The following is a 23830-nucleotide window of genomic DNA, read 5'->3' on the forward strand; positions in this document are numbered from 1 at the left end:
TCTTTTATTTTAAGAAACGTTGATAACCTAGGTTATTGGTAATTTCTTCATATGGATACGAAATACTTTCTAAAGTTTCAATCAAACCATCTGGGTTTTGTTTCGCATCACTTGCTTCTAAACCAACAAGGACACGACCTTCCGCCGCACCGTGGTTACGGTAGTGGAATAGGGTAATGTTATGCGTAGGGCCAAGGCGTTCGAGGAACATTAACAGTGCACCTGGGCGTTCAGGGAACTCAACACGGAACAAACGCTCATTTTCAAGGTCTGCATGACCACCAATTAGGTAGCGAATATGCAGTTTTGCTACTTCATCATCAGACAAGTCATCGACATCGAACTGAGTTTTCAGCGCTTCAAAAATATCGTGACGCTCTTTTTCACCGCCTTTTAAGCTAATCCCGACAAAGACTTGCGCTGCACTGGCATCACTCGCACGGTAGTTAAACTCGGTGATATTACGACCTTGTAGTGCTCGGCAGAAATTCAGGAATGAACCTTTTTTCTCTGGAATGGTCACAGCAAAAATAGCTTCTTTGCGTTCACCCAATTCGGTACGTTCTGCAATATAACGTAAACGGTCAAAGTTCATGTTTGCACCACATACAATTGAGACGATGTTTTGCCCAATTAGCTCGTGTGTTTCAACATACTTTTTAATCCCTGCCAAGGCCATCGCACCCGATGGTTCAACGATGCTACGACATTCATCATAGGTGTCTTTAATTGCGGCACAAATTTCATCGGTATTGACTAAAACTACTTCACGCTCAACGAGCGGGCCTGAGTTATCCGACTTTTGTAGTTGAATCACTTCAAATGGTTTTTCACCAATCTGTGCCACAGCCGTACCGTCGGCAAATAAGCCGACTTGAGGCAGTACTACACGTTCACCAGCTTCAAATGCGGCTTTTAAACAAGCAGATTCGTCATATTCAACAGGAATAACTTTGACATGTGGTGCAACATCGCCTAAGTAAGCTGCTACACCAGCAATTAAACCGCCTCCACCAACAGCAACGAAGACATAGTCGACATCGCGCCATTGACGCAAAATTTCATTGCCAATCGTGCCTTGACCTGCCATGACCAGTTCATCGTCATAGGGTGGAATAAAACTCATACCGTCTTCTGCAGCACGTTGAATTGCATATTTGTTGGCAACATCAAAAGAGTCGCCATGGAGAACTACTTCACCGCCTAAGCGTTTGACTGCCTGAACTTTAATATCTGGGGTGGTTTTCGGCATCACAATAATGGCACGAATCCCGAGTTTTTTACCTGACAGTGCTACGCCTTGGGCATGGTTGCCAGCAGATGCAGTAATCACGCCACGTTCAAGTTGAGCTCTAGGGAGTTGGCTAATGCGGTTATAGGCACCGCGCAGCTTAAATGAAAAGACTGGTTGTAAGTCTTCGCGCTTAAAACGAATGTTGTTATTGAGTTTCTCACTAATTCGAGGTGCCGCTTCGAGTGGAGTTTCGATTGCAACATCGTAGACTGTTGCTTGTAATATTTGTCGAACCAAACGAGACAGCATGTTAATTTCCCATTTAACAGTTTAAAATAGAGGATCATTGTAACAAACCCCTGTACATTTGGGCTGTAAAATCAGCAACAAATGTCAAAAAATAGTTGAGCCAAATTATGAGTCTGTATGCTACCCAAGACGAAAAAAAGCAAGCTGCTGCAAAAGCTGCCTTAAAGCACTTACCTAAAGGTGGCATTTTAGGGGTGGGTACAGGCAGCACCGTGAATTTCTTAATTGAGCTTTTGCCCGAGCTTCAGCTTGAGGCGGCTGTGGCAAGTTCAGAAGCAACGGCTGAGCGCTTAAAGAAATTAGGCATTGAAGTGGTTGATATGAACTCTGTCGGCGGTTTAGATGCCTATGTAGATGGTGCAGACGAAATTGACCGTCATATGCATATGATTAAAGGTGGTGGGGCTGCACTGACTCGCGAGAAAATTGTAGCTTCAATTGCGAGAAAATTTGTTTGTATCGTTGATGACTCTAAGTGGGTTGATCAATTGGGGCGTGACTTTCCACTTCCGATTGAAGTGATTCCAATGGCTCGTTCAGCTGTGGCACGTAAAATTGTAGCGCTCGGTGGTGATCCTGCTTACCGTGAAGGCGTGGTGACGGATAACGGTAACGTGATTTTAGACGTCTATAACCTGAACATCTTAAATGCGCTTGAGCTTGAAAAAACCATTAACGACATTCCAGGTGTGGTGTGTAATGGTATTTTTGCAATCAATAAAGCAGATGTGGCAGTTGTTGCAACAGACAGCGGTATTGAAGAACGTACCGCTGTCTAATTTTAAATCTCCTCAAACCTCTCTTTGAAAATAAGAGGCTAAAAGCAAAAGCATTTTTATCTTATGTTTTTCTCCCTCCTTTCAAAAAGGAGGGCTGGGGAGGATGATTCAATAAAAGAATAATATTAATGACCTTAGCAGACCTACCTGAAATTCAAATCACCCATCATGCACGTGCGACCCGCTTACGACTTCGTGTTGAACCGACTCAAATTCGTTTAACCGTGCCTAAATTTTGTAGCAAACGGCAAATTCAGGATTTTTTAAATCAATCTGAACAGTGGATGGTTGAAACTTGGCAGAAGCAGCAAGCCAGTCTGGTACAGATAGATCAAACCCTTCCCACAGAGTTATGGTTATTTAATCGCCAAAATGCTTTAACGGTGAGCTATAAAACACAAAAAAATGCATATATTTTGGATGAGGATAATCACCAGCTTTGGATCAGTGACCGTCAGCCCGAAAGTTATTTAAAATCTTTTGTAATTGCATATGCCAAACAGCACTTGCCTATTTATTTGCAACAGATTAGTCATGAAACTGGTTTAAAATTTGCACAATGTTCAATTCGACAGCCCAAGACCCGCTGGGGGAGTTGTAGTGCCAAACATGACATCATGCTTAACAGTGCTTTAGTGTTGTTTCCTGAAGCCATTACCCGTTATGTCTGTGTGCATGAACTCGCACATACGCAACATTTTGATCATAGCGCACGTTTTTGGGCGGAAGTTGCTAAATATGATGCCGCTTTTCAACAGCATCGAAAAACCTTAAAAACAACCGCATTGCCGTATTGGTGGGCAAGCGTTTAAAGTTAATTTTACGTGCAAAATTTAAAAATAATTTCTTCTGACCGATTGAGCGTTAGTCAAAAAATGCTCTAAACTTCATGATCTAAGGTAAACATTCCTCAATTTCAGTTCAAAGACCTCAAATGTGAATTTTACAGATATCCACTATTTTATATTAATCGTTCCAGCTTGCCTGATTTTAATGGGAAGCTTACTTTTAATATGTCATTTTGCTTTTAGAGCTCCCTCATATTTATTATGGCTCGGGCTTGGATATATTGTGCCTTCGTTTTCTGTGGCGGCACAAAGTTTTATGTCGAATAAGCAGTTGGCTTTGTCGGCACCCATTTTAGGCAGTATGTATTTGTTTGGTGCATGGGCCAGCGCTTATGCCATGGGCTTAAGAAAGAATGCCAATGCACGTCCATATTGGTGTCTTGCCTTGGCCGTGATGGCTTTACTTTCACTCAGTTATTATTCCTACGTAGATGATCAACTGTGGATCAGAATGCTGATTCTGAACATTTCAATTGCATTAGTTGAGTCTTTGGTTTTGTTTTCAATGTTTAAACATTATCAAGGGATTGATTTGCTCAATAAAATAGTCGACTTTTCCTACTTGTTTATTGTGCTGTATACCTTTGTTCGCGGAATCATTATTTTTCTCTTTTTAAGAAATATTGAAGCAGACATGCTGGCAAATTCAGTTTGGTGGCTGATGATGCTTGCTGCGAGCATTATCTTAAGTATGTGGTTTGCAATAGTGCTGCTCGGAACCTTGGTACGCGATATTATCCATCAACTCAATGATGAGCGGCTAAGAGATCCGCTAACACATTTATTCAATCGACGTGGCTTTAACGAAGCCGCTAAACGAAAGTTGCATCAGCTCTCTAAACAGTCTTATTTCTTGCTCATGTGTGATATTGACCATTTTAAGAAAATTAATGACACCTATGGGCATTTGGTGGGTGATCAAATTTTACAACAAGTCGGTGAAATTATTGGGCAAAACGTCCGTGCCCATGACTTGGTAGGGCGTTTTGGCGGAGAGGAGTTCATTGTCTTATTGCAAATTGATGACCCAGCGCTGGCTTATAATATTGCCAATCGTATTCGTTTAGGTATTGCCGATGCACGATTATCCTCAAAAAAAATTGCCGTGACAGCAAGTTTTGGACTGGCTGCAGTACATCATTCCAACTTAAAATATGCCATACAAGCTGCCGATCAATTGTTATATCAGGCGAAACATTCGGGACGAAATCAGATTGGTTTTGAGCCTGCACAGAGTATATTGGATGTGTCTCATTAGGTGTCGATAGCACTAAAAACGCATAAATTCCAAGTAAAACAGTTTAGAAAGCAGAAACTTCCTGTCATACTAGGCAGTTACGAAATGGACAGTTTAAGTTTGAGGTAATACACGTGATTTCAGTTGGTATTGTCGGCGGTACAGGTTATACAGGCGTTGAATTGTTGCGTCTTTTACTACGACACCCAAATGTGCAAGTAAGCGTATTAACATCGCGTACAGAAGACGGTCGCCGTGTAGATGATATGTTCCCAAGCCTACGTGGACATACCGAACTTAAATATTCAGATTTGAATATCGATGAACTGAAAAAATGTGATGTGGTGTTCTTTGCGACACCGCATGGCGTTGCCATGAAACATGCCGAAGAATTGGTGGCTGCCAATACCAAAGTGATTGACCTTGCCGCAGACTTCCGTTTACAAGACTTAGAGCAGTTTGAAAAATGGTATGGCATGCAACATGCGTGTCCTGAACTGTTGAAAGACTCAGTTTATGGTTTGTCAGAATTAAACCGTGAGCAGATTAAACAAGCCAATGTCATTGGTAACCCTGGTTGTTATCCAACAACAGTACAACTGGGTTTAGCGCCATTATTTAAGCAAAACGACACATTAGTTAAACCTGAGAGTATTATTATTGATGCAAAATCGGGTGTGTCTGGTGCAGGCCGTAAAGCCAGCCTTGGGATGATCTATTCTGAAAATGCAGATAATTTCAAAGCTTATGGCGTTGCAGGTCACCGTCATCATCCTGAAATTGTGGAAGCGTTGGAAAATATTTCAGGCTTAAAAGAGGTGTTTAACTACATTTTATTTGTCCCACATTTGGTACCAATGATTCGTGGCATGCTTAGCACGATTTATGTGGACTTAACCGATGCGGGTGAAGCTGCTGATGTGCAAAGTTTATATGAACAGTTTTATGCCAATGAAGCTTTTGTCGATGTGATGCCTGCGGGAAGCTCACCAGAGACACGTTCTGTGCGGGGTGCAAATCAACTACGTATTGCGCTGTATAAACCGCAACCGAAAAAGTTGGTGGTCATTTCTGTACAAGACAATTTGGTTAAAGGAGCAGCAGGTCAGGCCGTTCAAAACATGAACTTAATGTTTGGATTTGCTGAAACTGCGGGCCTAGATGGAATTGGTTTATTACCATAAAAAACGTTTTAAAACTTCACACACATTTAGATTTCGATTTAAATGTGTGTTTTGAATTGAATCAAAATAAGAGATGACGATGCCGAACACTGACACAAATATGACGTCACAACAGCCTGAACCTGCAAAGCCGTTTTTACAGACCAATAAGCCCTTGGCAATTGGTGCTGCAATATTGATGGTTGCAAGTGGGGTATTGGGCTATACCGTCGGACATCGTCAGGGTTTAACGGTGGTAGGTTTTGATGCAGATGCTGAGCAACTGGTCGAAGTGGTACAAAAGCAAAAGACCAGTCTGGATGCTTTAAATAAAAACTACAATGCTGCTGTTCAAGAGCGTGATGTTGCTGTGACCAATTCAAATGAGCTGTATTTGTCATTGCAAAAAGCTTTGGATCAACAAGCGCAATCTGAAAACACAGCTGTGATTTACCGTGAGGTTTTGCGTCAACGCGGTGGTATTCCACTGGCTGTGCAGCATATTGCGATTAAACCTTTGCCTGAGAATGCATTTGAATATCAACTCGACTTGGTTCAAGTTAGTCCATCTAAACGTGCAGCTTCAGGTACCGTTGAACTCCGACTCATTCGTGGTACAGAGGTTTTAGTTGTGCCTCTTGAAGACAAAAACTTTAACTTTGAAAACTATGAGCGTTTAACAGGGCGTTGGACGATGCCTAAAGGCTTTACGCCACAGTTTATCGAAGTCCGTTTAACAGGTAGCACACCAGTGACACGACGCTTTAGTTGGTCACGTGGTGAAGCCGTAGAAAGTCAATCTGCATTTGTCTCTGAAATCCCTCAGGCTGAGGCAAATGCACAATAATTGTGAATTGTAAGTTTATGGGTATCTCTAAGCGTTCAACGTGTTTAAATGAAATCAAGCAGTCTTTTCATGAATCTGGCTATGTCGACTGGCATATCAGCCCGCGCTTGAGCAATGATGAACCGCATGAAGAAGAAAATGGGGATGTCGCTGTCCAAACCGCGCCACCAGAACTTAAGCGTCCTCCACTCTATGCTGTCGTTTTAATGAACGATGACTACACCCCAATGGACTTTGTTATTGAAATTTTACAACAATACTTTGCTTTGAATCTTGACCAAGCCACTCAAGTAATGCTAACTGTACATTATGAAGGAAAAGGTGTTGCAGGCGTTTACCCGAGAGACATCGCGGAAACAAAAGCAAACCAAGTCAATAATTACGCTCGGTCTCAAGGTCATCCTTTACTTTGTCAGATTGAGCCGAAAGATTAAGGGGGGTTCCATGCTCAGTCGTCAATTAGAAGTATCCTTACGTTTGGCTGTTAGTATGGCTCGACAAAAGAGACATGAATTCCTAACCGTTGAACATTTATTATTGGCTTTACTCGATAATGATTCGGCCGTAAATGCATTGAAAGCCTGTGGTGCAGATATTATTGTGCTTCGCAAAGAGCTTGAAGAATATGTAGAGCAGCACACCCCTAAGCTGGGCGAAAACAGTGATCAAGCCCCGCATCCAACCGAAAGTTTTGACCGTATCTTACAACGTGCAATTTTTCATGTGCAATCAAGCGGTGGTGATCGGACGGTTGAAGGCGCAGACATTTTAGTGGCGATGTACTCTGAGCGTGATTCTTTTGCAGTTTACCTCTTAAAACGTCATCAAATTAATCGTTTAACACTGACACAATACTTGGCCCACGGCACACGTAAAGACGAAGTGCAAGTGGAAGAGGAAATTGAAGATCTTGATGGTGAATCTGCTAGTTCAAGCAACGCAGGCCCTTTAGAGCTGTATACAACCAACTTAAATGTTGAGGCACAAAAGGGTAAAACAGATCCTTTAATTGGTCGTGAAAAAGAAATTGAGCGTGCAGCACAAATTCTATGCCGTCGCCGTAAAAATAACCCGTTATTGGTCGGTGATCCTGGCGTCGGTAAAACATCGATTGCTGAAGGTTTAGCTTGGCTCATTGTTAATGGTAAAGCACCGAAACCATTGGCAAATGCTGAAGTGTATAGCTTGGATATTGGTGCTTTGGTGGCAGGAACCAAATACCGTGGTGACTTTGAAAAACGTTTAAAACAGCTTTTGAACGCGTTGAAAAAGAAACCAGAAGCAGTTTTGTTTATTGACGAAATCCACATGATTATTGGTGCAGGCTCAAGTATGGGTAGCACGATGGATGCGTCAAACTTGATTAAACCCGCTTTGGCCAATGGTTCATTGCGCTGCATCGGTTCAACCACATTCCAAGAATACCGCCAAGTCTTTGAAAAAGATCATGCATTGTCACGCCGTTTCCAAAAAATTGATGTCAATGAGCCATCTATTTCAGAAACGATTGATATTCTACGTGGTTTGAAGAGCAAGTTTGAAGATTTCCATCATGTTAAATATGATGACAAAGCTTTAATTTCTGCAGTTGAGCTGTCTGCGAAGTTCATTAATGATCGTTTCTTGCCAGATAAAGCCATTGATGTCATTGATGAAGCAGGGGCACAACGTCGTCTGAAAGCTGAACAAGATGACACCTTGATTACCGTGGAAAATATTGAAGATATCGTGTCGAAAATTGCACGTATTCCACCAAAAACTGTGTCTAAAGATGACAAGACCGTTCTTGAAAATCTTGAACGTGATTTAAAACGTGTGGTCTTTGGTCAAGATGAAGCCATTGAAGCTTTAGGCTCAGCAATTAAGCTGTCGCGTGCAGGCTTAAAATCACCAGATAAGCCTGTGGGTAGTTTTGTTTTTGCAGGCCCAACTGGGGTAGGTAAAACAGAAGTCACTAAGCAGCTTGCGAAATTACTGGGTGTTGAGCTGGTTCGCTTTGATATGTCAGAGTATATGGAGCGCCATGCAGTTTCACGTTTGATTGGTGCGCCTCCAGGTTATGTCGGCTTTGACCAAGGTGGTCTGTTGACCGATGCGATTCATAAAAATCCGCACTGTGTATTATTGCTAGATGAGATTGAAAAAGCGCATCCAGACGTATTCAACTTATTGCTACAAATCATGGATCATGGTTCATTGACCGATAACAATGGTCGTAAATCAGACTTCCGTAATGTGGTGTTGGTCTTGACCACAAATATTGGCGCAGAAAGTATTTCTCGCGTGAGTATTGGCTTCATGGATCAAGACAACAGTAATGATAACCAAGATGCGATGAAGAAAGCGTTTTCTCCAGAGTTCCGTAACCGTTTAGACAGCGTGATTCAGTTTAAAGCTTTACCAACGACAGTAATTGAAAATGTGGTGGATAAGTTCTTAACTGAACTACAAGCGCAACTGGATGAGAAAAAAGTCATTCTAGAAGTGGATCAAAGTGCGCGTGAGTGGATGGCTGAAAATGGCTATGACCGTTTAATGGGCGCTCGCCCAATGCAACGACTCATCCAAGAGCATTTGAAAAAACCACTGGCTGAAATGATTCTATTTGGTGAGCTTGCAGAACATGGTGGTAATGTTGCGGTCTCTGTGAAGAACGAAAATGGTAAAGCGGTGGGTCTAAAACTTGAAGTTTTTGAAGACCAAACGGCTGAGCCTGCTTAAAGATTGCTACATAATTTAAAACCCGTGTTCGCACGGGTTTTTTATTGAAAAAAGTATTTAACAGTTAGAAGTAATAAAAGTAGGTTGCATGGATATTCAATTGACGAAAGTTTTAAGTACATTTGTACTGTTTTTGGTAACCGCTGTGATGGAAATATTAGGCTGTTATTTCCCTTATTTGATTTTAAATCAGGGAAGAAGTCATTGGTTGTGGATTCCTACAGCCTTAGCGCTAGGTGCTTTTGTGTGGTTGTTGACTTTACATCCGGCTGCGTCAGGACGTATTTATGCCGCTTATGGCGGAATTTATATTTTTACCGCATTGCTATGGTTGCGTTATGTCGATCAAGTTTATTTATCCCGTTGGGACATAATGGGTGGGGCAGTGGTGTTGATTGGTGCGGCCATGATTATCTTACAACCGCAAGGATTGGTTCGCTAAAGTAGAGAACCAATCGCTAAAAAGATACTATTTGATACCACAATCTTTTTGCTTTAATTCTAAATCGTAGCTATTTTTCTCAGAACTGAGCTGTAATTTTACAATGTAGGGATTATGGCGTTGATATTGATGCTCGAAGAAAATATTGCAGTTTTGCACAACATTTTTTTTAATCGCTTTTTGAACTTCTTTCGTACCTAAATCCTGTTCAAACTGCGCGAAGTCAGGGGTAATGATCAAGCCTTTAAGCTCGGTACGGTCTGCATATAGATTAAATTGTTCAATGATAGTGTTGTTATCAATTTCAATTGGGAGGGTTCTAGAGTCTTCTGCAGTTAATACAGTTAATATTTCATTCAACGTTTCTGGTTGCTTAATTTTAAAATTTTGATCAATAATTTGTTTGGACTGTAAGTAGTCATCAAATTCTGAGGCTTGAACCTGAAAAAAAGTAGAGCTTAGAATTGTAGCAAGGCACAGGCCAGTTTTTTTGAAATGCATGGAAAGTGTCGCTTATAAAAATTATGTTCCGATTATAGCTTTGCCCGTATAAAAAAGCACCCTTAGGTGCTTTTCGTTGGAAAAATTAATTAATCTTTCTTAGTGTTTTCATTGATTAAAAACTCAACTAATGCTTTTTGTGCATGTAAGCGGTTTTCAGCTTCATCCCAAACCACTGCATTTTTATGGTCGAGCATCTTTTCAGAAATTTCTTCGCCGCGATGCGCAGGTAAACAATGCATAAATAAACAATCAGGATGAGCCAGATCCATAAGACGTTCATTCACTTGATAGTCTGCAAAAGCAGCTTCACGAATTTTTTGCTCTTCTTCTTGGCCCATGCTTGCCCATACATCGGTCACGATAAGGTCTGCGTTTACGGCAGCATCTTCAGCTGAGTTAACCAGTTCTGCACAATGTGCAAATTCACTTAAAAATTCTGCTTTGGGTTCATAAACTTTCGGCGCAGCAATTTTTAACTTGAAGCCCCACATATGTGCAGCTTCAATATATGAATTACACATATTGTTGCCATCACCAATCCAGGCTACCGTTTTGCCAGCAATGGGGCCACGGTGTTCAACAAAAGTTTGAACATCTGCAAGTAGTTGGCAAGGGTGGTGATCATCAGTCAAGGCATTAATCACAGGAACTTTTGAATAAGAGGCAAAACGTTCAACAATGTCATGTCCAAAAGTACGGATCATCACAATATCCAACATGCTTGAAATTACACGTGCTGAATCTTCAATCGGTTCACCACGACCCAATTGGGTGTCTCGTGGTGAGAGGAAAATTGCACTGCCACCAAACTGGCTCATGCCTGCTTCGAACGATACACGGGTACGGGTGCTCGATTTTTCAAAAATCATACCCATGACTTTACCAACAAACGGTTGGAATACTTCGCTGTTGTGCTGTTTACGCTTTAGTTCGATACCGCGTTGCACAACTTGGTTCAGTTCTAAAGTAGATAAATCGCGTAAGGTAAGAAAGTGACGTAGAGCCATTGTTACTCCACAATAATTGCTGAAAACCGAAATAGGTACAGAACAACAATTAGTTGTTGGTTGGTGAAAAGAAAAAAGAGAGTCGATTAATATACTATATGCAAAGGAAATTGCAAAAAAACTAGACTTTTTGATGACCTGCTAAGAAACGATCTACGCAATAATGAACATATTCTAGATTTTCTTGTTCATTTTCTTCAACATAGATGTTCATGAGTACTCGCCACTCTAATTCACGCACAATGCCAAAAAAAAGCTGGGCAGAATAATTCGGGTGTTCACAACGAATAATGCCTATTTCATCTGCTTTGGTTAAAACACAAGCCACGGCATCTTCAATATGTTTAGGTCCTTGTTTGTGAATATGGAAGGCCAACTGCGGATTACGTTGTACTTGTTCCATAATGAGTCTTAAAAAAGAGGCATTTTCTGGAAGCACAAGGTGTGTTTGAATATTTAAAATGGTTTGTATTAAATAAACGCGCAAATTGTCCTTAGTAAAATCAAAAGGCATACAAATATCTTTAAAAAACAGCTCACGACGGTAGTCGCAAATTGCTGTAAAAAGACCGTCTTTATTTCCAAAATATTTGTAAATCGATGCTTTTGAACCACCCGCATGATTAACAATATCATCAAGTGAAACTGCATCGTAGCCATGTTGCAAAAACAACTCGTTTGCACTTAATAAAAATGCAAGACAGCGTTCATGACCTCGTTTTGTGTGAGGTATGTCACGTGTAAGGGGTTCTAGTTGAACTGAGTCGTGCATATAACTAACAACAGCCTAATAAATGTGGATCTCTAGTTGCTATCATAGCAAAAATATGCACACATTGTTGTTTTGGGGCTTATCTGTTTACCACTAAACCCCAATGCATGGAAGAAAATTACACAATAAAAACGTGAACCATGGGACTAAAGTTTTAGAGTGATCATTCTAAAATGTCATAGTCAATTCAGTCATTATGGCTATACTCAAAACTCGAAAATTAAAGTAAATGCCGTGGAAAGGACGATGACAGAACAAAGATCTGCAGGCTTAAGATTTAGACAAGCACTGGAAGTGGAAAAACCATTACAAATTATCGGTACAGTCAATGCTTATGCAGCAATGATGGCGAAACATGTGGGCTACAAGGCCATCTACCTTTCGGGTGCTGGTGTAGCCAACTACTCTTATGGATTGCCTGACTTAGGCATGACCAGTCTGGATAATGTTTTGGAAGATGTACGTCGCATTACCGAACGTGTAGACACTCCGTTACTGGTCGATATTGACACCGGTTGGGGTGGGGCATTTAACATTGCGCGTAGTGTTAAACAAATGATTGCTGCAGGCGCAGCCGCAGTTCACATCGAAGATCAAGTGGCACAAAAACGTTGTGGCCACCGTCCAAATAAAGAAATCGTCACCCAACAAGAAATGGTCGACCGCGTAAAAGCCGCAGTTGATGCCAAAACCGATGCAAACTTTGTGGTGATGGCACGTACCGATGCCCTACAAAAAGAAGGCCTACAAGCGGTAATTGACCGTGCCTGTGCCTGTGTAGAAGCCGGTGCTGATGCGATCTTTGCTGAAGCAATGACTGACATTACCATGTACAAAACCGTCTGTGATGCAGTCGGTGTTCCAGTACTGGCCAACATTACCGAATTTGGCGATACCCCATACTACACCAAAGAACAACTGGCAGAACAAGGCATCTCGATGGTGCTGTATCCACTGTCACCGACCCGTGCCATGCAAAAGGCAGCACTGGAAGTCATGCATGCCATTCGCAATGACGGCAGCCAAGTCAACGTCCTCGACAAAATGCAACAGCGCAAAGAACTCTACGAATTTCTCGATTACCACACCTTTGAAAACACATTAGACAAGCTGTTTAAACAGGAGAATTAAAAATGGCTGAAGGAAAAGTCCTCACAGGCGCAGGATTGCGCGGACAAGTCGCAGGAAAGACAGCACTATCAACCGTAGGCAAAAGCGGAGCAGGTTTGACCTACCGTGGTTATGACGTCCAAGACCTCGCTGAAAACTGCCAGTTTGAAGAAGTGGCCTACCTGATCTTCTTTGGTGAACTACCAACAGCAGCACAGCTCACCGCCTATAAAGCTAAACTCAAATCACTACGCCAACTGCCACAAGCACTCAAAGAAGTACTTGAGCGTATCCCAGCAGATTCACACCCAATGGATGTGATGCGCACGGGCGTATCAATGCTGGGCAACCTCGAAACAGAACAATCTTTTGCAGAACAACAAGATGTTGCAGACCGCATTCTCGCAACCCTTCCAGCAATCATTTGCTATTGGTACCGCTTTAGCCATGATGGCGTACGCATTGAAGAAAACACCGATGACGATTCAATCGGTGCTCAATTCCTACACCTACTACGTGGTGAAAAACCAAATGAACTGCATGAACAAGTGATGAATGTCTCACTGATCCTCTATGCAGAGCATGAATTCAACGCATCGACTTTCACCGCACGTGTATGCGCATCTACTTTATCCGATATGCATTCATGCATCACCGGTGCGATTGGCTCACTACGTGGTCCATTACATGGTGGAGCAAACGAAGCAGCGATGGAAATGATTGAAAACTGGACGTCACCTGAAGAAGCTGAGCGAGAAATGCTGGGCAAATTGGAACGTAAAGAAAAGATCATGGGCTTTGGTCATGCAATCTACAAAGACAATGACCCACGTAATGGCATCATTAAAATCTGGTCAGAGCGCTTAGCGAAAGATGTCGGTGACACGGTCCTGTATCCAGTTTCAGTACGTTGTGAAGAAGTGATGTGGCGTGAGAAGAAATTATTCTGTAACGCAGACTTCTTCCATGCATCGGCATACCACTTCATGGATATTGCGACCAAGTTATTCACCCCAATCTTCGTGATGAGCCGTGTGACAGGTTGGGCAGCACATGTGATGGAACAACGTGCGGACAACCGTATTATTCGTCCAAGTGCGGACTATACGGGGCCTGAGCTGCGTAAAGTAGTGCCAATTGAAGAACGTTCAGCGGCTTAATATATGAAGCTCTGATACATTATTAAAAAAAGCCTCTTCGGAGGCTTTTTTTATATGCAATTTTTTGTTGATTTTTCTCACGGGTTAATTCATATAAATATTTAATTTTAATGAAATAATCGGTAAACAAAAGAATAAAGTTGCTATAATATCGACCGTTTATTTCTTCATTTTTATTGTAATTTACTTTATGAAACATAAGTTTTTGTGTACATCAGCACTGTTTTTGGGGGTGTCTCATTCTGCTTTCGCCATGCCATTTGACCCACTTATTGGAACATGGAAAGTGATTGATGATCGGACGGGGTATTATATTTCAGATATTGTGATTCGTAAGAATTCTAAAACATCACAATATAGCGCAGTGGTGACCAAGTACTATCCTTTGGCTGGAGCGCCTGTGAGTGATGTATGTAGTAAGTGTCAGGGTGGGCTTAAGGATAAACCGATTTTTGGTATGCAAGTGCTGAATGGCTTAATGGGTGATGCAACAGGTCAAAAATTCGCAAAAGGCCAATGGCTGAATCCTCAAGATGGCCGTGTGTATAATATCAATACTGCGCAGTTAAATGCTGGTAAAGATCAGATGAAGGTACAAGCCACAGCAAAAGATGCGAAAGGTTTGAGCAACATGACATGGAAAAAGCTTTAAGTTTTTTGCTTGTATCGATAAAGCCATCGCACGGTCATAATGCGGTGGCTTTTTTATGGATAAAAAAGCTGGAAGGGTATTTTCTAGACTTGTTGAATCCGTATAAAAAGGAAAAATCATCTTTCGGAGTGCGTGGTCAAAGAAAATGTAGTCTATTTAATCGATGAGATGTACGTCATGACAGAGAGAGGATTAAGATTTAATTAATTGATAATGATAACTATTATTATGTGTTAAACTTCAGTATCTCATGGCTGTATATACAAAAAAATGACGCATCTTTATAGAAAGATTTTTACTACTTTGCTTTCGCGAATTTTTAGCTCGTTATTGATTTTGGGTGCCAGCTTAAGTGCTTATGCGAAACCTGAAATAAAACCTTTGCCTGCCAATATTGCAGAAATCGGTTCGGCGTATTACAGTTTTAAAGGGCTTTGTTGCACAAACCTATCTCTAAAGGCTTATTCCACAATATAATTCTCAAATGAATAAGCCCACACCTAAAATCTATCGTACAACCAATTGGTCTTCTTATAACAGTGCATTAATAAATCGAGGAAATCTCTCAATTTGGTTTGATCCCAAGACTCAATGGTACGCTCAACCCAAAGGTAAACATGGTCGAAATCAAACTTATTCAGATACAGCCATCCAATGCTGTTTAATGATCAAATCCTTATTTCGTCTTTCTTTACGCATGGTCACTGGCTTTGTGCAAAGTCTCATTCATCTTTGTAGATTAGATTGGACAGCACCAGACTATTCCACCATCTGCAGAAGACAAAAGCATATTGATATTGCAATTAACTATCAAAAAAGCAGTAATGGTCTCCAGCTACTCGTCGATTCTACTGGCTTAAAGTTTCTAGGCGAAGGTGAATGGAAGCGTAAGAAACACCAACCTGAATATCGTCGCCAATGGCGTAAACTTCATATTGGTATAGATGCTGAAACCCTTCAAATACGCGCTATTCAACTCACTACAAATAATGTGAGTGATTCACAAGTGCTTGGTGATTTACTCGATCAGATTCCACAAGATGAGCAGATTGACTCTGTCTATACTGATGGGGCTTATGACACCAAGCAATGCCGTCAAGTAATTGCAGACCGACAAGCACATGCGGTGATTCCGCCAAGAAAAAATGCGAAACCTTGGAAAGATACAAAGACCAGCTCGCTAGAGCGAAATGAATTACTTCGAACAGTTAAACGTTTAGGAAGAACAATATGGAAAAATTGGTCAGGCTATCATCGCAGAAGTCTGATAGAAACCAAGATGCATTGCATCAAATTATTAGGCGATAAACTCCGTGCGAGAAACTTTCAAAGCCAAGTCAATGAGATTCATGCACGTGTGGCCGTATTAAATAAATTTACAGATTTAGGCCGACCTCACACCCAAGTTGCCACTTAAATTTAGATAACTTGGAAGAAGTTTAGCTTTTGAATGTTTGTGCAACAAAGCCGTTTTAAAGTCAAAGAATTTGCAACTACAGATCAAAATAAAACTTATCGCGTTTGGTTAGGTATTCCAAAGACAGTACAGAAGACGCAGAACGTCTATGCATCGGTCTTTATGCTGGATGGAAACGCTGCGATGTCCCATCTGAATGAAGAAATACTCAAGTCTTTGTATGCAAATGATGCCCCTGTATTGGTTGCCATTGGTTATAAAACCAATTTGCCATTTGCCACAGCTTTTCGTTCAATTGACTATACTCCAGCAGATTTATTAACGGGGAAATCCACCCAAGAAATCCAGAGCGGATGAGCGGGGGAAGTGCTGATTTTAGAAATGTGGTTTTGAAGGATATCGCCCCTTGGGTTGAGCAAAATGTAAAACTGGATGCGCAAAAAAGAGCGTTATGGGGGCATTCCTATGGAGGCCTTTTTGTGCTTGATAGCTTGCTCGATGGTCGTTATTTCAGCCATTTCTTTGCTGCAAGCCCATCACTTTCTTGGGCAGATGGGCGCATGATGCAAAAAATTAGAACAGTAAAATTAGTCAAAGAGCCACAAAAACATGTATGGCTGATGGAAGGTGATCTTTTAACACATGCTGGAGCACAGCAAAGCGCTAATTTTGATGCAAATGGCATCAATAAAAATAGAGAAATTTTGTCTATATTCGATCGGCAGGGTGTAGAGTCTAAATTTTAATCTATCCAAATCTAAAGCATGGTGAGGTATTTAAAGCGTCTTTATTAGACGTGCTTTCAAATAAATTATATTGATGGGATTTAAATTATCCGAACATAAAGAAAAGCCTGACCATATGATCAGGCTTTTTATTTTAAACAACGTTAAACAGGATTTTGTTCCAGTAGTACTTGGCCATATTGGGCGCGGAGTTCACGTTTTAGCATTTTACCCGTACCGCTCAGTGGAATGCTATCGACAAAGATCACACGGTCAGGGATCTGCCATTTCGCAATTTTGTCAGTATAGTAGTCTAAGACACCTTGTTCAGTGACCGTGCTATCGGGTTTCTTCACAGCGATGACAATAGGACGCTCATCCCATTTTGGATGTTCAGCTGCAATAACGGCTGCCATAAGAATGTCTGAATGTCCCATCGCAAGGTTTTCAAGTTCAACCGATGAAATCCATTCGCCACCAGACTTAATTAAATCTTTAGAGCGGTCACTGATGCATAAGAAGCCGTCTTCATCTAAGGTTGCAATATCACCTGTGTCAAACCAGCCATCGGTTGTGAGTGCAGATTCATCTTTACCAAAGTAACTGTCAATAATCCAGTGACCCTTAATTTGTAGATTGCCAATCTGCTCACCATCGCGGGCAATTTCATGGCTGCCTTTTTCTTCATCGGTAAGACGTAAATCCACGCCAAAAGGCGGACGACCTTGAGATAGGCGCAGCTTGAAACGCTCTTGTTCAGAGAGCTGTTGATGTTTGGCTTTAAGTTGGTTGGCAGAACCGAGTGGACTCGTTTCGGTCATACCCCATGCATGAATGGTGTCGCAGTTATAGTCATTTTTAAAGGCCGCTAACATGGATGGTGGACATGCAGAACCACCAACAACGTTACGGTTCATACTTGCCAGCTGGCTGCCTGTTTGTTTGGCTGCTACCAGTAAACCTTGCCAAATGGTGGGAACACCCAAAGCTACAGTGACTTTATAGGTGTCAATCATATTTACCAAACTCGGCCCATCTAAACCTGGCCCTGGCAATACAACTGTACAACCGACCATAGCTGCTGCATAAGGTGTACCCCAAGCATTAACATGGAACATGGGCACTACAGGCAACATAATGTCATTTGCAGACAGATTTAGAGAGTCGGGTAGGCTGATGGCAAAACTATGCAAAATGGTAGAGCGGTGGCTATATAGCACACCTTTTGGATTTCCAGTTGTGCCTGAGGTATAGCACAAAGAGCTTGCTGTTTGCTCATCAAAGCTTGGCCATGTGAACTGTTCAGACTCTTTGCTGACCAAGTCATCATAAAATTTTACATCGGCAATTTTTTCTGCAATAGCGTCATCTACGGCATCTAAGCAGATAAAGTGCTCTACATGGGGTAAATGAGCTTTTACCGCAGCAATGAGTGGCGCAAAGGTTTTATCAAATAACACCACACGATCTTGGGCATCATTGATAATAAAAATCAGTTGTTCTGGAAATAAACGTGGGTTGATGGTATGGCAAATATAACCACTGCCAGAGATCGCATACCAAGATTCTAGGTGACGATGGTTGTTCCATGCGATGGTCGCCACGCGGTCACTTTGCGAAAGTCCTAAATCTTTGAGTACATTGGCAAATCGCTTAGAATTGGCAGCGACTTTGGCCCAGTTGGTTTCAGTGATACTTCCGTCTGTGTTTTTAGAAATAATGGCTGTATCCGCATGGTAGCGTTCTGCGTGATCAATAAGATTGCTAATTAATAGCGGTTGAAACATCATACGTCCAAGCATGTATAAATATCCTTATCGTTGCTTTTTTATCAAATTCTTTATTGGTTGCTCGAAACATCTGTTTTGAGCATTGATTGTATTTTTATCCTAGCTTGATCCAAATTTAAATCAAGCATTCTTTCATTCTCAGCTGCATTTTTAAAAGCGATGTGAAGCAGAACGATAAGTGAATAAAAAGCATCATTTAAAAAAGTAAATGACCATTTATCACTTTATGCTGTTATTCGACAAAAGGCACTTGAAATTTATAAAAAGTATGTTTAAAACTGTGTATAGCTCATGAGATATGAGTTGTGGGTATTTCAGGAAGATATACCTATTTTAAGAAGCGAATTTTTAAAAAATCATTTACAGGAGTTAAAAATGCTTCAGTTGTTTAAAAAATTATTTTGCATCCACGTTTATGAATATGAACAAATGACTGAAATAGGGGAGCATATGGAATGCCGAAAGTGTGGTGATTCTAAAACCGACTAATCATCTTAAGGAAAAGTGAGCGTAGGCTCACTTTTTAATGCCTGTATTTTTTAATGGCTTAGTTCGACTGAATTGACGCAGAACGGCTTACAATAGCCGAATCACAGTGTTTAGCGTATTCGGATGATGACCAAAAATTTTCAAGCACAGACTTATATTGTCGATGATAATTTGAGTGATACCTTAAGCTGGCTGTGTCAGCATCAAGAGTGTTTTGATTCTTTTCACTATGATGCGCTTCGCCAAACGTTAATAGTACGGCATGCCAATGGTGAAGATGAGATCTTCCAAGGTGATTATCTGAATGCTAGTTACGGTATTTTAATTACTGCGCATAATTTTGCTCGGTCGCCTGAAGGTTAAATAGATAGACATTAAAAAAGCCCCATACTGAATAAGGGGCTTTTTTGTGCTTAGCAAATCTTGTGAATTAGCTTGCCATGGCATCTAGGCTAAGGTCTGCAACCGTTGGTTTTGGCTTTTCTGCCACTAAACCTAATTTGGTGAACAGTTGACGGTCCTTACCTTCGCCTGCATTTGGTGTGGTCAGTAATTTCTCACCTGAGAACAATGAGTTTGCACCCGCCATAAATGCAAGTGCTTGGTCTGAGTCAGAAAGTGCTTCACGACCTGCAGATAGGCGGATATAGCTGTGCGGCATGATAATGCGCGCAACAGCAATGGTACGAATCCATTCCGTCACATCGAGTTTTTCAACATCTGCCAGTGGCGTGCCTTCAATTGGAACCAACATGTTGATTGGCACAGATTCTGGGTGAATTGGCATTGTTGCAAGCTCTTGCAATAAACCAATACGGTCTTCTTTCTTTTCACCTAGACCAACAATACCACCGCTACACACTTTCATGCCTGCTTGACGGACATATTCTAAGGTATTTAAACGGTCGTCAAAGGTACGTGTACTAATAATATGTGAATAATACTCGCGTGAAGTGTCGAGGTTATGGTTGTAATAATCTAAACCTGCATCTTTTAAACGCCCAGCTTGAGACTCATTCAGCATCCCTAAAGTCATGCAAGTCTCTAAACCAAGTGCTTTCACCTCTTTAACCATTTCTAGTACATAAGGCATGTCACGTTCATGTGGATTACGCCAAGCTGCGCCCATACAAAAACGAGATGAGCCTGAGGCTAAAGCTTCTTTGGCTTCTGAAATCACTTTGTCTACAGCAATTCGCTTTTCGGCTTCAAGTTTTGAGTCATAACGTGCTGACTGAGAACAATACTTACAGTCTTCAGGACATTTTCCTGTTTTAATCGACAGTAAAGTACTGACTTGAATGGTGTTGGCTTGGAAATGTTGGCGATGTACGGTCTGCGCTTGAAAGACGAGATCAAGAAAAGGCTGATCATACAAAGCTTCGATTTCTTCACGCGTCCAATCATTGCGTAGGTTCATAATGGCGATCCATTTTTAATTCTAACTTGTATACATCATACATTTAACGTGCCAACTTAAAAGGCATTATTGCTCAGTTTTAATAGTATCTCCCGATTATGTTTTTAATTTTATCTTTTTATGAGATTGTAAAAATAGTTGCAAAGTTGAGCGCTTTTTGGGAAATTTTGCCGCAAAATTCTATTTATTTAGATTTTGAGTTACACTGAAAATGCAGCTAAATAGATAAAATAAATAAAATTATGCAAGCAAATGGCTATTTGATTGAACTTTTATTGATTGAGTCTGTTTGAAGCAAGTATTACTGCTTTTTCATCAGTTGCTCTTGGATGGCCCAGTCAATATGGACTTGCACAATATCGTTAAGCTCTGGGCGAGAAGCTTGTAATTGCTGCAATATTTCATCTGAAAATGGTGCATTACCTAGACCAATCGCGACGTTACGCATAAAGCTTTGGTAGCCTGTACGACGTAGGGGACTCCCTTCTGTATTTGCCATAAAGGTGTTTTCATCCCATTGCCAAAGGTCAATTAGTTGAATGTCATCCAAACCATGACGTGGGTTAAAATCATCAATTGGTGTGGTTTTGGCAAAGCTATTCCACGGGCAAATGAGCTGGCAGTCATCGCAACCAAACACACGGTTACCAATACCGCGGCGTAGTTCTTCAGGAATAATGCCTTGAAACTCAATAGTTAAATAGGCAATGCATTTACGCGCATCTAATAAATAAGGCTCAACAATGGCTTGGGTCGGGCAAATATCAATACACGCGCTACATGAACCACAGTGTTTGGTGGTGGCTTGGTCAAAAGGTAGCTCTAAAGAGGTAAAGAGCTCACCCAAAACAAAAAATGAGCCTGATGTTTTATGAATGAGTAAGGTGTGTTTACCGACCCATCCCATCCCTGCATTTTCAGCCAATGATTTTTCAAAAATGGGTGCTGAGTCTGCAAATGGGCGAGATTCAAAATCGCCAACTTTGGCTTTGATTTTCTGAGAAAGGGTCTTTAAACGCCCACGCATGACTTTGTGATAGTCACGTCCGCGTGCATAACGCGCAATGATGGCGCTATTTGGTGCAAAAGGCACAAGACGTGGTTCAGGAACGGCAACTAAATAATCCATACGCACACAAATAATGCTTTTGGTGCCCGGAACAAGCAGTGTTGGATCTGCGCGTTTTTCTAAGTTTTCAGTAAGAAAATGCATGTCACCATGATAACCAAGTTCTAAATATTTTTTAAAATGCGGCAATTCAGCTTGAGCATCTGGTTTGGCGATGACACAATCAGAAAACCCCAAAGCCAGTGCTTCAGCTTTAATCCAAGCCTTAAGCTGCTCTGGATCATATTGATCTACAGGGATTTTTGAGGAAGATGTGGATGTTGTCATAACCAAGAACAAAGGAAAAATCATGCATCAGCAAGTGTACCACAGCAGCGAGATTCAAGCATGGGAAGGGCGTTGGTTCGCACAGCAAAATAGTGCTTATGGGTTGATGCAACAAGTCGCATGGTCAACAACTGAACATATGCTGCCTAGGCTTAAACAGCAGCAGGTCAAAAGCCTCGCAGTGTGTTGTGGTCAAGGCAACAATGCAGGTGACGGTTACTTGATTGCATCGTATCTAGCCGCGCAAGGTTATGACGTTGAAATTTATGCAGCTGCATTGGGAGAGTCTGTATCACTACAACAAGCACATGCAGCGGCCGTGAAACAGGGAATAATGATTCATACCGGTTTTGCATTTCAACGCCCTTATGATACCTATATTGATGCTTTGTTTGGCATTGGGTTAAACCGTGAACTAAGTTCAGACTGGCAGGCAGTGATTCAGCAGATTAATAGACAAACAGGTTTAAAAATTGCGGTTGATATTCCAAGTGGTTTGCAGGCCAACACGGGGCAAGCTTTACCTTGTGCAGTTGTCGCCGATTATACCTTTACAGCTCTGGGCTTAAAGGCGGGTTTATTTACTGGGCAGGGTAAAGCCTATGCAGGAGTCGTTGAGCTTATTTCGCTACTTCCCGTAGACAGTGCTTTAAAACCTTTAGCTTCGCTTGCTCCACAACATATGCACCTTGTACCGCGTCAAGCATTTGGACATAAAGGAAGCTATGGGCACGTACTGGTGATTGGGGGACATGCACAGATGGGTGGTGCGGTGATGTTAGCCGCTGAAGCTGCCTTTCATGCGGGAGCTGGCAAGGTGACGGTGGTGTGTGATGCAAAACACCATACTGCAATTTTAGCCCGTGCACCGAATATTATGCTGCGCGATATTAACCAAATGTCGCTCCAAGAGCGTGAAGCATTGGTGGCACATGTGGATGCAGTCAGTTTTGGTATGGGCTTGGGAAGAGACTCGTGGGCTCAGCAGCAGTTTGATGCATGGTTTCCACTCATTCAAACCAGTGCTTTTCAGGTGGTATTGGATGCAGATGCTTTATGGTTTTTGGCTGAAAAGCCAGTAAAACTCGGTGAGCAGGTGTACGCAACACCGCATCCTGGGGAGGCCGCGACTTTACTCGGTATCAGTACTTCAGCGGTGGAGTCCGACCGTATTGCAGCTATTTATGCTTTACAAGAAAAATATGCAGGACAATGGGTGCTGAAAGGTTCGGGAAGCTTGATTTTAGATACGCAACTCTGGATTTGTACCGCAGGTAATCCAGGGATGGGGGCAGGTGGAATGGGTGATGTATTGGCAGGCATGATTGCCAGTTTAAAAGCACAGTTGCAAGATGACATTGCGTTACATCAAATTGTGACCTTACATGCCCAAGCAGGCGACCTTTTGGCTCAGCAAGGTGAGCGTGGTTTACAAGCGCAGCAAATGAGTCAGGCTATTTATACGGTCGTGAACCGAGAGCATACAGTATGAAAGCAGTAAAACTGACCATATCGGGAAAAGTTCAGGGTGTTGGATATCGACGCTGGTTTGCACAATATGCTGTTGCTTTAGGTTTAAAGGGTTATGTACAGAATCTGGATTCAGGTGCAGTTGAAGCACTGTTTTTTGGGGATGATGGTATGGTTGCCGAACTGGTGAATCATGCTAAAGTCGGGCCAACTCATGCGGTAGTTACGGATGTGGTCATCGTAGAATTGGCTTCAGAACAGCAAGGATTTACAGATTTTCAAATACGTCGCGAATGAGCAAGTATGCAAAAATAAAAAAAAGGGCGAAAGTTAAACTT

General features: G+C 41.6%; 24 protein-coding genes. 17 read left to right on the forward strand and 7 right to left on the reverse strand.

Features of this window, described 5'->3' with window-relative positions; translation table 11 throughout:
* Nucleotides 1-4 precede the first annotated feature (4 nt).
* A complete protein-coding gene (gene ilvA / locus ACSC9N_RS06715) occupies nucleotides 5-1543 on the reverse strand; it encodes a threonine ammonia-lyase, biosynthetic (protein WP_004696682.1) in 1539 nt (512 codons plus the stop codon).
* Nucleotides 1544-1650: 107 nt separating this feature from the next.
* Here ilvA and rpiA point away from each other — a divergent pair, with 107 nt between their 5' ends.
* The 8 genes from rpiA to ACSC9N_RS06755 all read left to right on the forward strand — a co-directional run bounded on the left by rpiA (nucleotide 1651) and on the right by ACSC9N_RS06755 (nucleotide 9580).
* Complete coding sequence (gene rpiA, locus ACSC9N_RS06720; RefSeq protein ID WP_004696685.1) at nucleotides 1651-2322, forward strand: ribose-5-phosphate isomerase RpiA; 672 nt, start codon at nucleotides 1651-1653, stop codon at nucleotides 2320-2322.
* Nucleotides 2323-2450: 128 nt separating this feature from the next.
* Nucleotides 2451-3134, forward strand: coding sequence for a YgjP family zinc-dependent metalloprotease (locus ACSC9N_RS06725; protein ID WP_130235097.1), 684 nt, complete (start codon nucleotides 2451-2453; stop codon nucleotides 3132-3134).
* Nucleotides 3135-3393: 259 nt separating this feature from the next.
* Nucleotides 3394-4428: a GGDEF domain-containing protein gene (locus ACSC9N_RS06730; protein ID WP_130235096.1), complete on the forward strand. Its 1035-nt coding sequence runs from the start codon at nucleotides 3394-3396 to the stop codon at nucleotides 4426-4428.
* A gap of 107 nt (nucleotides 4429-4535) precedes the next feature.
* Nucleotides 4536-5591 (forward strand): N-acetyl-gamma-glutamyl-phosphate reductase, encoded by a 1056-nt coding sequence (argC, locus tag ACSC9N_RS06735; protein WP_171457915.1) that lies wholly within the window; start codon nucleotides 4536-4538, stop codon nucleotides 5589-5591.
* Between the two features lie 79 nt (nucleotides 5592-5670).
* Complete coding sequence (locus ACSC9N_RS06740; RefSeq protein WP_130235094.1) at nucleotides 5671-6417, forward strand: DUF6776 family protein; 747 nt, start codon at nucleotides 5671-5673, stop codon at nucleotides 6415-6417.
* A gap of 17 nt (nucleotides 6418-6434) precedes the next feature.
* Nucleotides 6435-6851, forward strand: coding sequence for an ATP-dependent Clp protease adapter ClpS (gene clpS, locus ACSC9N_RS06745; RefSeq protein WP_004981811.1), 417 nt, complete (start codon nucleotides 6435-6437; stop codon nucleotides 6849-6851).
* A gap of 10 nt (nucleotides 6852-6861) precedes the next feature.
* Complete coding sequence (gene clpA, locus ACSC9N_RS06750; protein ID WP_058951805.1) at nucleotides 6862-9138, forward strand: ATP-dependent Clp protease ATP-binding subunit ClpA; 2277 nt, start codon at nucleotides 6862-6864, stop codon at nucleotides 9136-9138.
* An 88-nt stretch (nucleotides 9139-9226) separates the two neighbouring features.
* Nucleotides 9227-9580 carry a YnfA family protein gene (locus ACSC9N_RS06755; RefSeq protein ID WP_005401079.1) on the forward strand — a complete coding sequence of 118 codons (354 nt, stop codon included), beginning with the start codon at nucleotides 9227-9229 and terminating at the stop codon, nucleotides 9578-9580.
* Between the two features lie 27 nt (nucleotides 9581-9607).
* Here the strand turns inward: ACSC9N_RS06755 and ACSC9N_RS06760 are convergent, their stop codons facing one another.
* The 3 genes from ACSC9N_RS06760 to ACSC9N_RS06770 form a co-directional block, all read right to left on the reverse strand.
* Nucleotides 9608-10081 carry a hypothetical protein gene (locus ACSC9N_RS06760; RefSeq protein WP_062033193.1) on the reverse strand — a complete coding sequence of 158 codons (474 nt, stop codon included), beginning with the start codon at nucleotides 10079-10081 and terminating at the stop codon, nucleotides 9608-9610.
* An 89-nt stretch (nucleotides 10082-10170) separates the two neighbouring features.
* Complete coding sequence (gene argF / locus ACSC9N_RS06765) at nucleotides 10171-11091, reverse strand: ornithine carbamoyltransferase (RefSeq protein WP_439036125.1); 921 nt, start codon at nucleotides 11089-11091, stop codon at nucleotides 10171-10173.
* A gap of 121 nt (nucleotides 11092-11212) precedes the next feature.
* On the reverse strand, nucleotides 11213-11863 hold the full coding sequence (locus tag ACSC9N_RS06770) for a TetR/AcrR family transcriptional regulator (protein ID WP_005401081.1): 651 nt from the start codon (nucleotides 11861-11863) through the stop codon (nucleotides 11213-11215).
* A gap of 246 nt (nucleotides 11864-12109) precedes the next feature.
* Here ACSC9N_RS06770 and prpB point away from each other — a divergent pair, with 246 nt between their 5' ends.
* From prpB to ACSC9N_RS06800, 6 genes are all read left to right on the forward strand, one after another.
* Complete coding sequence (gene prpB / locus ACSC9N_RS06775) at nucleotides 12110-12994, forward strand: methylisocitrate lyase (protein ID WP_130235093.1); 885 nt, start codon at nucleotides 12110-12112, stop codon at nucleotides 12992-12994.
* A 2-nt stretch (nucleotides 12995-12996) separates the two neighbouring features.
* Complete coding sequence (gene prpC, locus ACSC9N_RS06780) at nucleotides 12997-14133, forward strand: bifunctional 2-methylcitrate synthase/citrate synthase (RefSeq protein ID WP_004696709.1); 1137 nt, start codon at nucleotides 12997-12999, stop codon at nucleotides 14131-14133.
* 190 nt (nucleotides 14134-14323) lie between these two features.
* Entirely contained in the window at nucleotides 14324-14785 is a 462-nt protein-coding gene (locus ACSC9N_RS06785; RefSeq protein ID WP_130235092.1) for a DUF2147 domain-containing protein, read from the forward strand.
* A 484-nt stretch (nucleotides 14786-15269) separates the two neighbouring features.
* The gene (locus ACSC9N_RS06790) at nucleotides 15270-16202 is read left to right on the forward strand and encodes an IS5-like element ISAha1 family transposase (RefSeq protein ID WP_004637176.1); all 933 of its coding nucleotides are present in this window, start codon (nucleotides 15270-15272) and stop codon (nucleotides 16200-16202) included.
* 39 nt (nucleotides 16203-16241) lie between these two features.
* The gene (locus ACSC9N_RS06795; protein WP_395475120.1) at nucleotides 16242-16559 is read left to right on the forward strand and encodes a hypothetical protein; all 318 of its coding nucleotides are present in this window, start codon (nucleotides 16242-16244) and stop codon (nucleotides 16557-16559) included.
* Entirely contained in the window at nucleotides 16556-16948 is a 393-nt protein-coding gene (locus ACSC9N_RS06800; protein ID WP_228716727.1) for an alpha/beta hydrolase-fold protein, read from the forward strand. Before ACSC9N_RS06795 ends, ACSC9N_RS06800 begins: the two co-directional genes overlap by 4 nt.
* Nucleotides 16949-17091: 143 nt before the next feature.
* On the opposite strand, the gene ACSC9N_RS06805 is transcribed toward ACSC9N_RS06800, so the two are convergent.
* A complete protein-coding gene (locus ACSC9N_RS06805; protein WP_010326941.1) occupies nucleotides 17092-18729 on the reverse strand; it encodes a long-chain-fatty-acid--CoA ligase in 1638 nt (545 codons plus the stop codon).
* Nucleotides 18730-19332: 603 nt separating this feature from the next.
* Between ACSC9N_RS06805 and ACSC9N_RS06810 the strand changes: the two genes are divergently transcribed.
* The gene (locus ACSC9N_RS06810) at nucleotides 19333-19569 is read left to right on the forward strand and encodes a hypothetical protein (protein WP_184119221.1); all 237 of its coding nucleotides are present in this window, start codon (nucleotides 19333-19335) and stop codon (nucleotides 19567-19569) included.
* 67 nt (nucleotides 19570-19636) lie between these two features.
* Here the strand turns inward: ACSC9N_RS06810 and bioB are convergent, their stop codons facing one another.
* Both bioB and queG read right to left on the reverse strand, forming a co-directional pair.
* Nucleotides 19637-20626, reverse strand: coding sequence for a biotin synthase BioB (gene bioB, locus ACSC9N_RS06815; RefSeq protein ID WP_004981788.1), 990 nt, complete (start codon nucleotides 20624-20626; stop codon nucleotides 19637-19639).
* Between the two features lie 301 nt (nucleotides 20627-20927).
* A complete protein-coding gene (gene queG, locus ACSC9N_RS06820) occupies nucleotides 20928-22022 on the reverse strand; it encodes a tRNA epoxyqueuosine(34) reductase QueG (RefSeq protein ID WP_439036126.1) in 1095 nt (364 codons plus the stop codon).
* A gap of 22 nt (nucleotides 22023-22044) precedes the next feature.
* On the opposite strand from queG, the gene ACSC9N_RS06825 reads away from it, so the two are divergent.
* Together ACSC9N_RS06825 and ACSC9N_RS06830 are read left to right on the forward strand one after the other, a co-directional pair.
* Nucleotides 22045-23514 carry a bifunctional ADP-dependent NAD(P)H-hydrate dehydratase/NAD(P)H-hydrate epimerase gene (locus ACSC9N_RS06825; RefSeq protein ID WP_010326937.1) on the forward strand — a complete coding sequence of 490 codons (1470 nt, stop codon included), beginning with the start codon at nucleotides 22045-22047 and terminating at the stop codon, nucleotides 23512-23514.
* Nucleotides 23511-23789, forward strand: a complete 279-nt coding sequence (locus ACSC9N_RS06830; RefSeq protein ID WP_010326936.1) for an acylphosphatase — start codon at nucleotides 23511-23513, stop codon at nucleotides 23787-23789. The genes ACSC9N_RS06825 and ACSC9N_RS06830 overlap by 4 nt, the downstream gene beginning before the upstream one ends.
* Nucleotides 23790-23830: the final 41 nt, after the last annotated feature.

Source organism: Acinetobacter sp. PC34, from assembly GCF_051789135.1.
Lineage (GTDB): Bacteria > Pseudomonadota > Gammaproteobacteria > Pseudomonadales > Moraxellaceae > Acinetobacter > Acinetobacter johnsonii.